This window comes from Thermosipho sp. (in: thermotogales), from assembly GCF_020054775.1.
Lineage (GTDB): Bacteria > Thermotogota > Thermotogae > Thermotogales > Fervidobacteriaceae > Thermosipho > Thermosipho africanus.
In genome coordinates this window covers 1-15,042 of record NZ_JAIHAP010000043.1, presented here as the reverse complement: position 1 = coordinate 15,042, position 15,042 = coordinate 1, and the positions used below count along the sequence as shown (strand labels likewise).

Below are 15,042 nucleotides of genomic sequence, written 5' to 3'. Positions count from 1 at the left end.
TCTGACTCTTCTTCTCCAGGACTGCTATCCATTTTTCAATGACCCCTCTCCCAACGCGTCTTCTAATTTACCACGTTTGTACCTCTTAGTCAAGTTACAGTCACCTTTACTGTTCTTTTCTCTTTCTTTAATTATCTTCACCTTCACAGGCGTATTGTTACATTTTTTGGAATTTTTTAACGTTTTTATAATTTTCATAATAAGTTCACCTTTTAATTTCCACTTATTTAGAATGTTAACATAAACTATATATTGTATATTTTGCTTTTATGATATACAATATATTGTGGTCATAAATAAATTTTATTCGATTCTTCTATTGGGGGGTATTTTATGTTCGTTAAATTCAGTTACTCTGAAGATTTTGATTTGCTATTTAAAAAACTAGAGGAAAAATATGGTCCTGAAATTTTTGAATTAGAAGGTTTTGGTAAAAATCTTGATATTGATTATTTTAATAAGAAGTTTTTTGCTAACGAAAAAATAGGTGATTTATCAATTGACACTAATGCTAATGTTCGCTCTAAGCATATTGGAACTTACTTTGCTGAAGTAAATAAACCATTTACAAAATTAAATTCCATTTATGTTATCTGGAAAAAAATGAAAAAACTATATGGAAAAGAAGATGCAGGCAAATTTTTAGAAGCACAAATCAACGGAGCAATTTATTTACATGATGCACATCATGCAGCATTTATGCCATATTGTTTTGCCTATACTCTCCAACCAATAGTGGAGAAAGGTTTACCCTTTATCGACACAATTCAATCAATACCAGCGCAACATTTATCTACTTTCATTCAACATGTAATTCAATTTGTAATGTTTGCTTCTAATCAATCAAGTGGAGCAGTTGGACTTCCTGACTTTTTTGTATGGATGTGGTATTACGTAAAAAAAGACTTAGAAGAAGGCATTATACCAAAAGATAAACTTGACTGGTATATTGAACAACATTTCCAAATTCTAACTTATTCATTTAATCAACCAATTAGAACACACCAATCACCATATACAAACTTTACATATTTAGACAGAAATTACATCAAAGCAATATTTAAAGGAGAAAAATATCCAGATGGCTCACCTATTGTAGATGAACTAGAGAACATAATTAAATTGCAAAAACACTATTGGGAATGGGTTGCAAAAGAAAGAGAAAGGCAGATGTTTACATTTCCTGTTCTTACAGCTTCACTTCTCTATAAAGATGGAAAGTTTGTCGATGAAGACAGTGCAAGGTTTATTAACAAAATTAATTTAAAATGGCAAGATACAAACTGGTATATCTCCGATTCAATCGATGCCGTTGCATCATGTTGCAGGCTCACAAGCTCTACTAAAGAAATCAAACTCTCACTTTCAGCGAATCCTGAAGAGGCTAAATTAAAAGGCATGGCAAACTCCATTGGAGGTTCAGACCTTAATATAGGTTCATTTAAGGTAGTAACTATAAACCTTCCAAGAATTGCTCTTGAAGCAAATGAAGATAAGGATAAATTCTTTGAAATTTTAAATGAAAGAGTTGATCTAGTACAAAAAATTCTTCATACAGTAAGAACTATTATTCAAGAAAGAATTGAACAAGGTGTATTACCACTATACGAGGTAGGTCTTATGAAACTTGAAAGACAATACGGAACAATTGGAATTACGGGAGTATGGGAATCAGCAGATTTTATGGGACTTACCGAACTTTCTGCAGAAGGCTTAAAATATTCAAAAGATGGTGAAATGTTTGTATCTCAGACTCTTGACTTTATTAAGTCTAAAGCCGAGCAAGGATTTAAAAAATATGGTTTTACATTTAATATTGAACAAGTTCCTGCAGAAAAAGCAGCAGTTACTCTTGCAAAAAAAGATGCTATCATATTTGGGAAAGAAAGGCAACCATATGAACTTTATTCAAATCAATGGGTACCACTAACAGCTGAAACTGATATGATGAATAGAATAAAATACTCAGGAAAATTTGACAAAAAGGTATCAGGTGGAGCTATATTACACATTAACATAGGTGCACCTTTTAAATCCGAAGAAGACTCATGGAAGATGGTAAATCTTATAGCTAAAAAAGGTGTTATGTACTTTGCATTTAACCAAAAAATTTCAGTTTGCAATGAAGGTCATGCATTTATCGGAAAAAGATGCCCAATATGCGGAAAAGAAAAAGCAGAAGAATACATTAGAATAGTAGGTTACCTCGTGCCAATTAATTCCTTTAATAAAACGAGAAGAAACTATGAATACTCAAAAAGGAAATTCTATTCACTGGAGGTAATGTAATATGACTGTTTATGTAAATAGAATTTTCTTTTCAACAAATGATCATCCAAAGTTATTAGGTATTTCTATTTATTTTCAAGGTTGTGATAGGTCTCCAAAATGTCTGTTATGCCACAACAAAGAAACATGGGAACCTTATAGAAGATTTAAATACGATTTAGAAGACCTTATACAAATTTTAAAAGACAAGATAACTTACGCTCTTGAATCATATGACAAAATAGCTGTGGTATATTTAGGTGGTGAACCCCTTGCTCCATATAACAGAGATGCAGTTTTTCAAATTTCAAAAGAATTAAAAGAAGAATTTTCAGAAAAAATTGTAAATACCCTTTATTCCTGGAGAACATTAGAGGAAATAGAAAAACAAAATTTAGAAAATTACATTGAATATATGGATGAATTAGTTTTAGGGCCATATGATCATACGCAAAGAAACGTTGACGAAAAAGGCAATGTTTTGTTTCCAGCATCAAAAAATCAAAAATATATTAAGTTTAATAAAGTACTAAGTAAATAAGAAGAGGAGGAAGCATTATGTATGAAGACATTATAAAACGCTGGCTAGATGTTGAACCTTCAAAAAACGCCTACAAAATACTTTCAGAAAGGTACTTTATAAAAGATATCAGCGGAAACTTTTTAGAAAATAAGTGGGAAGACGTATGTAGAAGAGTTGCCAGAGTGGTTGCAACATCGGAACTTGTAAACAACCCACAAGTAAAGAAAATGGATGATGCAAAGAAACTAGAGATTATAAAGGAAACAGAAGAAACGTTTTTTAAAATGCTTAAAGCTAGAATATTTATTCCAAATAGTCCTACCCTATTCAACGCTGGTATGGGGGTAAGGCATGAACTTCTCTGGAAACCTATTGAAAATATGACACTTTCTGATTACCAAGAAATATACAACACTAGAAATCACCTGCATATGTTATCTGCCTGTTTTGTAGTTCCAGTTGATGACAGCATCAATGGAATATTTGAGGCAGTAAAAGAATATGCGTTAATTACAAAAGCAGGTGGAGGAATTGGATCTAACTTTTCAAGTTTAAGACCAAAGGGAAGTTTTGTGGCTGGAACCCACGGTCAAGCATCTGGGCCAGTATCATTCATGCATGTTTTTAACTCCGCAATCGGAGTTGTAGAACAAGGATATAAAAGACGTGGAGCATTAATGGGAATATTAAATATAAACCATCCTGACATCGAAGAATTTATAACCGCCAAAGAAAACAATGACGGAGAAAAAGTGCTAAAATATTTCAATATTTCCGTAGGAATCCCATTTGACAAAAAGGAACTTTTAAGATTATACGAAGAAGATGGTGAAATAGAACTTTCACATCCAAAGTTTACAGAAAAAAGATATATAAAAGCAAGAGATATAATTAAACAAATAGCAGAGAATGCATGGAAAACAGGCGATCCAGGTCTTGCATTTCTCCATGAAATGAATAAATATTATCCATTATATCCAGAAATGAAAATAATCTCAACCAACCCATGTGGTGAAATAGGCCTTGCACCATATGAAGCATGTAATCTTGGTTCAATTGATGTTGCTAAATTTGTTACAGACGATGGACAAGTTGACTGGGATGCACTTGAAGATACTGTAAGGCTTGCTGTAAGATTCCTAGACAACGTAATCGATGTTAATGTCTTTCCTCTTGAAAAAATTACAAACGCAGTTAGAAACAGTAGAAGACTAGGCTTAGGTATAATGGGATTTGCTGATCTTTTATACAAACTTGATATCCCATACAATTCTGAAGAGGGAAGACAATTTGCAGCTGATCTTATGGGGTTCATGGCACTACATGGGCATGATGAATCAAACAAACTAGGAAGAGAAAAAGGAAGCTTCCCATTGTTTGAAAAAAGTAAATTCTTTAAAGAAGAAGAATTTGTCCCATTTGCTATGGGAATGAGCAAATACGATGAAGATATCAAAAAAGTAATGAGAGAGTCTAAAAAAGGAAAAAGAAATGTAGCAGTATTAACTATTGCACCAACAGGCTCTATATCTAACATAGCAGATACAAGTAGCGGTCTTGAGCCAAATTTCTTACTAGCTTATGTTAGATACATGAACAAACACGATGGCACAAAAGAATCACTCTTTTATGTAAACAAAGTTTTAGAAAAAAAGCTTGATCCAAAAATTCTTGAAAAAATTAAAGAAAAATTAATAGAAAAAGGTTCATTGCAAAATTTAGATGTACCAGAAGAAATTAAAAAAGTCTTTGTAACTGCAATGGATATTTCTCCAATGGATCATCTTTTAATGCAAGATGCTTTCCAAAGATATGTTGACAATAATATTTCTAAGACTATTAATATGCCAAATAGTGCTACAAAGGAAGATGTTTTAAATATCTATCTTGAAGCATTAAAACTTAATGTAAGAGGGCTGACAATATATAGAGATGGCTCACTGCAAACTCAAGTTTTAACTTCTGCAAAGCACGTTAAAACTAAGGACGCTCCAAAAGTTCAATTTTTCCTCTTAGATGAAAAACATAAACTAAGACCAAGACCAAGAAAGAGTACATTAAGAAGCGTTACAAGAAAATATAAATCAAACGAAAATACAACTTACATTACCGTATCTTTTGATGACAATGGAGAAGCAGTCGAAATATTCCTTTCAAACGGTACTGAACTTGCAGAATCTATTGGAAGATTATCTTCTATAGCTTTGAGAGCTGGTGTGTCAATAGAAGAAATTTTAGAACAGCTTCAAAAGGTTAACGGTGAATATACAAGAGGTCTTGCTGAAGAAATCAAAAAAGCAATAGATGATTTCATAGAACTATGGGGTAACTCGGAAATTGAAAGCGATGAAGCATTCATAATAGATGGCACCGTTAAAACAGCAGAAGAAGTAGAAAAATTTGTAATGGCAAATGACCTTGAATGGAGTGAAGGTTACTATGTAGATGAAAATGGAAATGTATATTGCCCTTCTTGTCTTTCAAAAAATAGTATAATAAAGCAGGAAGGGTGTATGAGTTGTAAAAAATGTGGATGGAGTAAATGTAGTTAAAAAAAGGCGCGCATTGCGCCTTTTTTATATATTTAAAAAATTTTCAACTTCTTTTCTTGAAGGAATAGAATTTTGTGCACCTTTTTTAGTAACTGACAAAGCAGCTGCCGCCGAGGCAAATTCCAATGATTTTCTTATATCAAGATTTTCATGCAAAGCTACAACAAATGCTCCGTTAAATACATCTCCCGCTGCCGTTGTATCAACAGCCTTAACTTTAAAAGATGGAATTTCTATCCTTTTATCACCTTCAAAATAAATTACTCCCTTGCTTCCAAGTTTTACAATGAGTTTTTTTACTCCTAAGCTTTTAAGTTTAAAATAACTATCTTCATACGAGACAAATTCTCCAAAGAACTTTTCTGTTAAAAGTTTTATTTCTTCTTCATTCGGTGTCAAAAAATCTACAAATTGAAAAATTTCCTTTTCAATTCCACTTACTGGAGCAGGGTCAAAAATAACAATTTTTCCATTTTCACTAAAAATCCGGGCAGAATATAAAGTTGACTCAAATGGAATCTCATTTTGAAGTAAAATGTAATCAGCTTCTAAAAGTTTTTCTTCATGCTTTTTTATAATTTCTTTAGTTAAGTTTCTATTTGCTCCAGGATATATTACAATTCTATTTTCACCTTTTTTTGTAACTTCAATAAAAGCTAAGCCATTATTATCATCAACTACTACGTATCCTTTAATGTTTAATTTGTCGTATTGGTCTTTTAAATCTCTTCCATAAGAGTCATTACCAATACAGGTTAAAAAATAAACATTAGAATTTTTCTTAGAAAGTTTTGCTATACTAACTGCCTGGTTAGAACCTTTTCCACCAGGAAAAAACTCTAATTTTTGAGCTCTTTGAGTTTCACCAGGTAAAGTAAATCTCTCAACTGTTAAAACAACATCCATATTCGAACTTCCAACCACTGCAATCATTTTTTCAACTCCTTGTTTACTTTTTTAATTTCATAACAAAAAAAGAGGCATTAGCCTCCTTTTTTTGGCGTGCCCGGGGAGATTCGAACTCCCAGCCTTCAGATCCGCAGTCTGACGCTCTATCCAATTGAGCTACGGGCACATATTATTTAATTTAAAAATGGGGGAACTATCCCCCACTTTTTGGCGGAGAGGGAGGGATTCGAACCCTCGGTGGGGTTACCCCCACACTTGCTTAGCAGGCAAGCGCCTTCGACCACTCGGCCACCTCTCCAAATATCACATGTAAAATTTTAACTTAAAATAAGGAAAATGTCAAGGATTACAATTTACTAAAAATTCCTCCAGGGGCAAGCCCCCTGAAGGAAACAATTTAAAAAGAAATATTTCCAAAAAGATCAAAATAATATCCTGAAAAATCGCTTCTTATTTTAAATCCTAAATTGTAATCTTCTTTATATATGCCGCATCCAAAATACCATTTATCCAATAATGTTGTATGATTATATCCTGCTAACAAACCATATTTATCAAAGATATAAATTATTGAATCAATGTTGTAACTTCCATTTTCAATATTATAACTTGAGATTAAATCTAAATAATTCATACTCAACAAAAATTCTACTTTATCTTTGACATATTTAAGTTCCGCTTCAAAGTCTTCTAAATTTACATTGATCAATGCTGCATAGCTATTTGAATTTATGAAATACCCTCCATACAATTTTGTATCATAATCAAATAATTTCAAATTGTAACCTGCAATAACTACACTTTCGCCTGCAAAATAATTATCACTATAGTTTACTTCAATATCGAAGATATTCAACCCTACGATCCATGATAACTGGTTATTATCTGCCCCAAAGCCTAAATAATATTTTTCATCATAACTTACAAAAATCCCTGTTTCTAATCCTTCAAATGGAAAATCTAATACATAATTGTAATGTGCTAAAAATCCAAGCTTATCATTAATAAGTTCTAACTTGGCATAATTAATACTTGCCCCATCATATTTTAAAGAAAATTCTAAATTATTATTTGGTTGGTAAATAAGCTCTAAACTATTACTAAATCCTTGACCTTTTAGTATATTCTGTTCATCATATTTGTAAGAAAGATTAAAGCTATAACTACCGCTTATACCAACTGAAGATTTAGTTTCTTGCTCAGGCTTTTCAATAACCAAAGTTTCATCTTTTTCAACAATTTCAAATACGCCGTTTTTACCTCCATAACCATCAGGAACATAACCTGGTGCATTAGGATCTTCCTGCCAAGTTTGGTTATTATTTATCTCAAATACATATTTATACTCGTACTTTCCAGGAGAAAGTACAAGAGAAACTTGCCAATATCCATCTACATTTTGCATTTCAATATCCTGTGGATTCCAGTTATTAAAAGAACCTGCAAGATATGCTTTAGAAGCCTGTGGCTTTTCAACTTTAAAATATACTTTTCCATCAATTATACTTACACCTAGTGGTATTTCTTTTTTTTCAACTTTTTCATCTGTATTTTCAACTGGGCTTCCTACTCTAAGTTTTCCATTTTCTTCATATACCTTTAAAACAGAATTTTTGCCGCCAAAGCCATCAGGTAAATATGCAAAAGCGTTAGGATCTTCTACCCAAGTCTCACCATTTACAACAAACTTGTATTGATACACTCCACTATCAAGCTCTAAAGCAGCTTCCCACCAGCCATCTCCAATATCATACATCTCAAGGTCTTCTGCATCCCAATTATTAAAATCTCCTGCTATCATAACATATGCTGCATCTGGATTATAGTACCTTATAACAACATATCCTTCTTCATCAACAAATATGGTATCCTCTCTTAATGTATTAACTTCATATTTTTGGCTTTCGTTTCCAGTATTACTATTATTTTCAGCACCACCAACCGGCTTTATAACTAACTTTCCATTTTCATTAACAAGAAGGAAAGCTCCATTCTTTCCACCATATCCATCGTCTACATATGAGGGAGCATCTGGGTCTTCAATCCATCTAGAACCATCAACAACAAATTTGTATTGGTATTCACCTGGTAAAAGTTCTAAAGAAATTTTCCAGACACCATTTTCATTTACCATAGGATTGGCACTAACAGACCAATTATTGAAATTTCCTGCAAGATATACCTGCTGTGCATCAACTTCAAATGTAAATACCACCATTCCATTTTCAACATAAATAGATGCAAATAAAATACTAAATAGGAAAGTTATAAAAAATAAAGATAATTTTTTCACCATTTTAAAACACCTCCATTACCACCAGGTATTAAATTCAACTGAGACTATCTTTTTAAACGTATTTACATTGTAAAAATCTCCATTTCCAACCATTATCTTAAGTTCTCCATTTGAAAAAGCATTGGACTTTAATTCAAAATATGCAGTAGTACGTTTCTCATAAACACCATTTATTCTTTGAAATTTTCCAAACAAGTTAAACATACCAATCCTTTTTGACAACTCCAGATAATATACTTCTCCTAGTGTTCCAACAGTATTATGTGCAGGCTTTCCAAATGAATAAGACAACTTACCATTTATATCAAAAAGATTGAATGGTACATTAACTGAAACATTAAAATCTCCCCATTTATCTGGCGTTAATCCGAACTCATCAAATCCATTCTTTGAAAGAGATACAGAAAATGTTGAAAAATCATAACTTAAACCTGCATTACTATATTTAAGAAAGTTATCTCCATTTTTATCACTTTTTAAATTTGTCCAAATAGTACCTTTTTGCATGTTATACCAAATACTAGCAACATATCTGTTTTCAAGGCTTATGTTAGTATAATCTGCAAGTAAAACACTTGAGCCTGAAAATGTTATTTTAACACCCCATCTCCAATCTTTCTCAGATAAACCAACTTGTAAAACGCTTTTTTCAAAAGAATAGTCGCTATAATCTGTATAAACTGCTTCAAATAAATAATTTAAGCCTTTTTGGAGGGTAAATTCTAACAAATAATCTTTAACATTATCTCTTAAACTGTATAAAAGCTTAAAGTTATCTGATGCATATTTAAAATAATTTAACTGCAAACTGTTAAAAGAGTAAAAATAAAAATTTGAATAACTTGCAACAAATCCGTCTGATCCCATGTCAAATTTGTATAACCCCAACAAATCATCAGTTCCTCCAAAAACTCTATTTTTATAAACATTTATCCCAAAGTTATCTTTGTAAAAATTAACTTCTGCTGAATCCAGCCTCTCGCCTTTTAAAGAAAAGGTGGCTGAAAAATCACTTCCCAATCCCGAGAGATTTGTCCAAAATTCTGTGTATGTATTATAACTTGGTAAAAATGTTGGAAAGTCATTAGTAAAATCTGCCACAAATGTAAATTTAAATGAATATGAAGGAGAAACACTGGCAAAATATATACAAGCTATTAAAATAGAAAATACTATAAATATTTTCTTCACTTTATCACCTCACTTATTTAACAAATGCCTTTAAAATACTTAACTGTGGGTAATATTCAACAACAATTGAACTTCCATCTTTATCAGCAACAAAATATCCATCTTGCCCCATACCTGCATTGTAATTTTTGCCATCAAATTGTTCTTCCCAAGGCTTCCAATCAGAGTTTCTTGCTATTTTAAAATAAAAACCTTCTCCTTTTGAAACTTCTCTTTCTATTTCATAAAAATATTTATCATCAACTTTTGACATCTTTGATAAAGTCCAACTGTTAAACTCACCTGCACAGTACCAATTTCCCATTTCCTTCTCACTATCACCTGCACCAACTGCATAACCATCGTGCATTAAATTAGGAGAAGCATATATTGTAATTGAAGTAGCATCGCCTAGATTTTCTTGCCATACAGGAACTGATGATTGAATTTTTGATTCTCCAGCTCCTACATATATAACTTTATACCATCCAATATGTCCTAAACTTCCCTCAGTAAATGTTATTGAAGAAACAGGAAGTTCAAACATATAAAGCCCATTGTTCAATTGCATCTTATCTTTTTCAGTTGGCATCCAATTGTTCCAATCACCAGCAACATATATTCCTGAATCAAGTGATAAATTAAATAAAGTCATACATCCAAAAAATATAAAAAATAAGACAAAAATTGAAGTAAATAAAAGATATTTTTTCACTCTTTTCACCTCCAAAGGCCAATAACAATGGGGGCATATGCCCCCATCAAATATTTATTCAAAAATAACTAGTTTATTTTACATCATAAGTTAAAAATCCATCAATTGTAATTGGTGTATTCCATTGCCATCCATCTGGATAAACTATGTCAGGCATTGTATCTGGTGCAGATGAACCATCACCACCTACAACAAAGGCAGCAATTTTTATTTGTGTTGGTTTTCCAGAAGCAAATCCCAAATCACTCCATGGAATCTTTACTTCAGTTACTGAACCAACAGTCTTACCTTCATGAACTTTTTCTGTACAAGTATTACCATCTACTGTATAGAAATGCCTATTTCCGTCATCATTATTCCAAGAAGCAACAAATGCGTCATTTTCAAATCCTTGAAGTGTAATCTTTCTTGCCCATGCGTTCATTTGTGAAAGATCTGTTGCTCCTTGCGTATCATTTCCTAAATCCATAACTAAGAGCCATCCATTGTCTGATACAGATACATCAATTCCTAAATAAAGATAAGAATCATTGTTCCAAACTTTAATTAGTTTTAGCTCATTATCAGCACCCCACTTTGAATCGTTCGTTGCATCATTAAATACTGCTGAATCAGCTGGAAAATCGGACAAATCACCATTTAAAGAAATATCAATACCTTCAGTAATATCATCCACATTTCTTGGAACAACTTTATACCTATCGTAATTCCACATAATTACACCTTTAACAGTATATTCTACACCTGTTTTCCAGTTATAACCAACATAATCTTTTACAGTAATTTCTGTACCATCACTTAAGAAAGTAACATTATCATACGTATCAGTAGATTCTACCGTACCAGTGAAGACCACAAGCTTTCCATACAATGGAGATGCATCATCAATAAATGTTCCGGTTATATCCATTGGTGCTGGATCAGGATTTCCTGGGCTAATAAGTTCTGAAGCATCTGGAATTATTTCAAAATCATGACCATAAACTGAGGCTTCTCCTGAAACTAAGACTAGATCCCCAAGGTTAAAGACATCACCAATACCAGATTTATATACCTTTATTGCATCAGTATCATCTTGTATCATTAAATAACTTGAATACTCGTAAGTCACAACACCACGAACAGTTGTAGTAAATGTTGCACTATCATCAGCCAGCAATCTTTCTTTGACATTTGCTATTGTTTCAATAGTTGTACTCTTTAATGGTTCAAAACTTACTTTACTGTGATGTGCATCAAAAATTACTTTAAATTCTTTTACATCTTCATCAAAACTAAATGTTCCATTATCACCAGTTGCATAATAATTTTTTCCATTGAATGCTAATGCTTTTAATGTTTCAGTAATTTCCCATTTATCTCCTGACCAAATTTTGTATTCAATATTTTTTACATAATCGCTTGTTGTAACCGTTGCTTCAAATATTCCGTTGCCCATATTTTCCATCTTCATATGAGACCAGTCTGTAACTGTTCCGACAAAATAATAATCACGATTATCCTTTAAATTATCTCCAAAACCAATAATTGTATTGGTTGAATCTGGAATAGTTGCATAAAATTCTACTTTATCTGTATCTGAAAGTGCATCAAAATCTTCTTTTAAAAATGGCACAGATGGATCATAAGGTCCTGTACCACCATAAACGATCCATGTATTAGTTGCTTGAGGATCAACTACCTTTACAACAGTCCACCAATACACTCCATCTTTATCTTTTCCTTCTAAAACACTTGAAAGATCAGATTTTGCAATAGAAAGCTTGTATTCATTTTCTGAAACCTCACTCATCTTTAAACCAGGTAGAACAGTTATATCTTCTGCTCCATCAGAAGCCTTATATTGAAAATTAAATGCAACATAATATCCTGGCTCTAATTCAGCACTTGTAGGTGCTAAAAAACATCCAAAAAGTAAAAATAATAATAAAACAACAGTTAACAACAACAAAAACTTTTTCATCTTACATCCCTCCTCAAAATCTCAATTTCGCAATTTCATATTATATTACTACGCCTACATAAAAAAAAAACAAACCTTGGAACGAGTTCCAAAATCGTTCCAAGGTTTGTTTAAAAAATTTTATTTACATTTGTCTAATTTACAACAACTATTTCATTCGGACTTCTAAGCAATATCTCCGGTTTATTATCATCAAACCAAAGTTCTCCATAAAATCTTACTTTTTTACCTTTAATGGAATATAAGTTATAATCTTTGAAAAAATATTCATATTCACCATCGCGAATGGAAATTTCAAACCAATCACAATCAATATAATAGTTATACCCGCCATCTCTATGGTAATTTTTTCTTATATCTTTCACTGTTCCTTCCAGAAAAACGATCTTACCTTCAAGTAAGCTTGTTATTTGAGCTTTACTACTTAAAACCTTTGCTGAATTCCATTTTGAAAATATTCCTTTTCTATTTTCAAAGGCATAGTTATATGCTTGGACAAGCCTTGGGGTTAATTCGCTATCATCATTATCAAAATATATTAAAGGTCTTGCATATCCTTCCATTAAAACTGCCTCTTCATAGAATATATAACCATTCTCATTATTCTTTCCAAAAACATAAGCTAGAGTTCTACCGTATCCGTCATTTCCTACAATCTTTAAATATATCTCGTATTTGCTGACAAAATCTTCTAAAAACCTTTTTGCATCCTCTCCGTACTCACCAATTGGTTTATTACCTGCATGAGTTTCTGGAGTATCAATTCCAACAATTCTCACTTTTTTGTACTCTCCATTTACATATCCATAGAAAGTATCACCATCAACAATGTGATCCACAGCTAACTTTACAAATCCACTATCATCTTTAATGGGACTCAAAAAGTCTATAGCATCAATATCTATACAAGAAAACAACGTAATTAAGACACTAAATAACAAAATTGGCAAAAGCTTTTTCAAATCCATACTACTCCCTTCTTCTGTTACTTTTTTAAAATGTGCCGCCAAAAGGCGGCACAATTATTATTTTAAAACCTCTACGTCAAATTGGCCCCTAGGCAAAATTTCATATTCACCTTTATACAAAGTAAGGATTCCTGTAACTTTAACCTTCGAACCTTCACTCAAGTTAGAAATATCTATATTTGTGCCTTTCTTTAAATAAACCTTTATTAAGAACTCTCCCGTATCCACTACAAAATCATATTTTCCTTTTTCTTTTACTATTCCTTCAATGTAAACTAAACTTGACAAGAAAACATCTGAAAGACTTGTTAAGACATCTGCTTTTGGCTCATCTTTTCCAACAACCTCTATTGAATCAGCAACAAGTTCTACTATTCCGTTCCACAATTTACTTTTTCCTGTTACTACAACAACGTCTCCTATTTCTAAGCTTTCTGTAAATGATGGTGCATAAATCATGAGCCCTGAAACTTCATCCTGAATGTAAAAGCTACCCTTTCCAAGTAAATCTTTTGGAGACGTTACTATTCCTTTAACAGTATATATGTTTCCTTCTTGTCCAAAAGCAACATCCATCAAAGAAGAATAAGATGTTTTTTCACCAGTCTGTTTTTCAACTTTTTCGACACTAATATTTTCTTTTTTGCCAAATGAAAAGTTTAAAAGCCTTTCAAAATCAAGTGAATAGAAATAATTTAATTCAACAGCTATAAGTTGTTTTCCACCGAAACTTCCTCCACTTAACAAATCTCCATTTCCAATCTTTAAAGTAAAGTCTTTATATGATAACTTAGCACCATATAATGGTAGCATTTCTGACCCATACCAAACACTATTGTGTCTTACAAATATCCCAAGAACATAATCATTTAAGTGATAATCTAAATTGGCATAAATTGCCCAATCATTGCTGCTAAGAAGCATATCCATAGGATCTCCAGTTTGAAAATCTGCATCATATACATTTGCACCAATTTTTAAAAACTGAGTTGATAATTCAAAATTGTTATATCTTGCTCTTGCACCAACTAAATATGAAAATTCCATTAAATTATCAGTTTTTGCTGAAAGTGCTCCCCACATATCTAAAGAAATATTTCCAAAGTTAAATTCCTTATTCATATCCGCTGATAATTGATTGTACTTGTTTTCATAATAAACTCCAAATACATAACCAAAAAGATCAATCTTTGAAAATGCAGCAAAGGTATTATTATCAAGGTTATAAGCACCACCTAAATTAAACACACCATATCTTGCAAATAGACCTAATCCATAATAATCAAATTTTAATCCTCCAACTCTTAATCCATCCAATTTTTCAGTTTGTGTGCTTTTTAAGCGAGCTTTTAAAGCATCAATCGTTAAATCAACTCCAAAAACGTTAAATTTACTCTCAAGATAATAATATCTTGGCTTTGCTATAGAAAAATCCCCTATATTCCAAACATCATGTGAAAGTGCTAAATAGTCATTAACCTTAAATTTAAGAAAATCAAATGGCTCATAGGTTGCATATAATATTGGAAAATTATCAAAAGAACCATCATTTAAACCAATTGTCATAAGGTTTAAAACTGATAAGGAAAAATTCCCTGCAAATACTATGAAAGAGAATAGCACCATTAATGTTATGAATAACTTCTTCATATTTTTCCCTCCCGATAATAATAGGGCC

At 32.0% G+C, this 15,042-nt stretch carries 11 protein-coding genes and 2 tRNA genes; 3 read left to right on the top strand and 10 right to left on the bottom strand.

Going from position 1 to position 15,042, the window contains the following annotated elements:
* Window positions 1-24: 24 nt before the first annotated feature.
* Window positions 25-147 (bottom strand): hypothetical protein, encoded by a 123-nt coding sequence (locus JG780_RS07635; protein ID WP_287569913.1) that lies wholly within the window; start codon window positions 145-147, stop codon window positions 25-27.
* 186 nt (window positions 148-333) lie between these two features.
* Here JG780_RS07635 and JG780_RS07630 point away from each other — a divergent pair, with 186 nt between their 5' ends.
* Genes JG780_RS07630 through JG780_RS07620 form a run of 3 tightly spaced genes read left to right on the top strand, consistent with a single transcriptional unit; the run spans window position 334 to window position 5,343 of the window.
* A complete protein-coding gene (locus JG780_RS07630) occupies window positions 334-2,289 on the top strand; it encodes an anaerobic ribonucleoside-triphosphate reductase (RefSeq protein WP_287569912.1) in 1,956 nt (651 codons plus the stop codon).
* Between the two features lies 1 nt (window position 2,290).
* Window positions 2,291-2,809, top strand: coding sequence for a 4Fe-4S cluster-binding domain-containing protein (locus tag JG780_RS07625; protein WP_287569910.1), 519 nt, complete (start codon window positions 2,291-2,293; stop codon window positions 2,807-2,809).
* Window positions 2,810-2,826: 17 nt separating this feature from the next.
* Entirely contained in the window at window positions 2,827-5,343 is a 2,517-nt protein-coding gene (locus tag JG780_RS07620) for an adenosylcobalamin-dependent ribonucleoside-diphosphate reductase (protein ID WP_287569908.1), read from the top strand.
* A 24-nt stretch (window positions 5,344-5,367) separates the two neighbouring features.
* Here JG780_RS07620 and rbsK read toward each other — a convergent pair whose 3' ends face one another.
* From rbsK to JG780_RS07575, 9 genes are all read right to left on the bottom strand, one after another.
* On the bottom strand, window positions 5,368-6,276 hold the full coding sequence (rbsK, locus tag JG780_RS07615; protein WP_287569906.1) for a ribokinase: 909 nt from the start codon (window positions 6,274-6,276) through the stop codon (window positions 5,368-5,370).
* Window positions 6,277-6,341: 65 nt separating this feature from the next.
* Window positions 6,342-6,418, bottom strand: a tRNA-Arg gene (locus tag JG780_RS07610).
* Window positions 6,419-6,460: 42 nt separating this feature from the next.
* Window positions 6,461-6,550: transfer RNA gene (locus JG780_RS07605), tRNA-Ser, on the bottom strand.
* Window positions 6,551-6,649: 99 nt separating this feature from the next.
* Window positions 6,650-8,548: an isoamylase early set domain-containing protein gene (locus JG780_RS07600; protein WP_287569905.1), complete on the bottom strand. Its 1,899-nt coding sequence runs from the start codon at window positions 8,546-8,548 to the stop codon at window positions 6,650-6,652.
* A 15-nt stretch (window positions 8,549-8,563) separates the two neighbouring features.
* Window positions 8,564-9,739: a hypothetical protein gene (locus JG780_RS07595; RefSeq protein ID WP_004104535.1), complete on the bottom strand. Its 1,176-nt coding sequence runs from the start codon at window positions 9,737-9,739 to the stop codon at window positions 8,564-8,566.
* A 13-nt stretch (window positions 9,740-9,752) separates the two neighbouring features.
* Window positions 9,753-10,433 carry a hypothetical protein gene (locus JG780_RS07590; RefSeq protein ID WP_287569903.1) on the bottom strand — a complete coding sequence of 227 codons (681 nt, stop codon included), beginning with the start codon at window positions 10,431-10,433 and terminating at the stop codon, window positions 9,753-9,755.
* 73 nt (window positions 10,434-10,506) lie between these two features.
* Window positions 10,507-12,396 carry a hypothetical protein gene (locus JG780_RS07585; RefSeq protein WP_287569901.1) on the bottom strand — a complete coding sequence of 630 codons (1,890 nt, stop codon included), beginning with the start codon at window positions 12,394-12,396 and terminating at the stop codon, window positions 10,507-10,509.
* 134 nt (window positions 12,397-12,530) lie between these two features.
* Complete coding sequence (locus tag JG780_RS07580) at window positions 12,531-13,364, bottom strand: thermonuclease family protein (RefSeq protein WP_287569899.1); 834 nt, start codon at window positions 13,362-13,364, stop codon at window positions 12,531-12,533.
* Window positions 13,365-13,421: 57 nt separating this feature from the next.
* Window positions 13,422-15,014, bottom strand: a complete 1,593-nt coding sequence (locus JG780_RS07575) for a DNA-binding protein (RefSeq protein WP_287569898.1) — start codon at window positions 15,012-15,014, stop codon at window positions 13,422-13,424.
* Window positions 15,015-15,042: the final 28 nt, after the last annotated feature.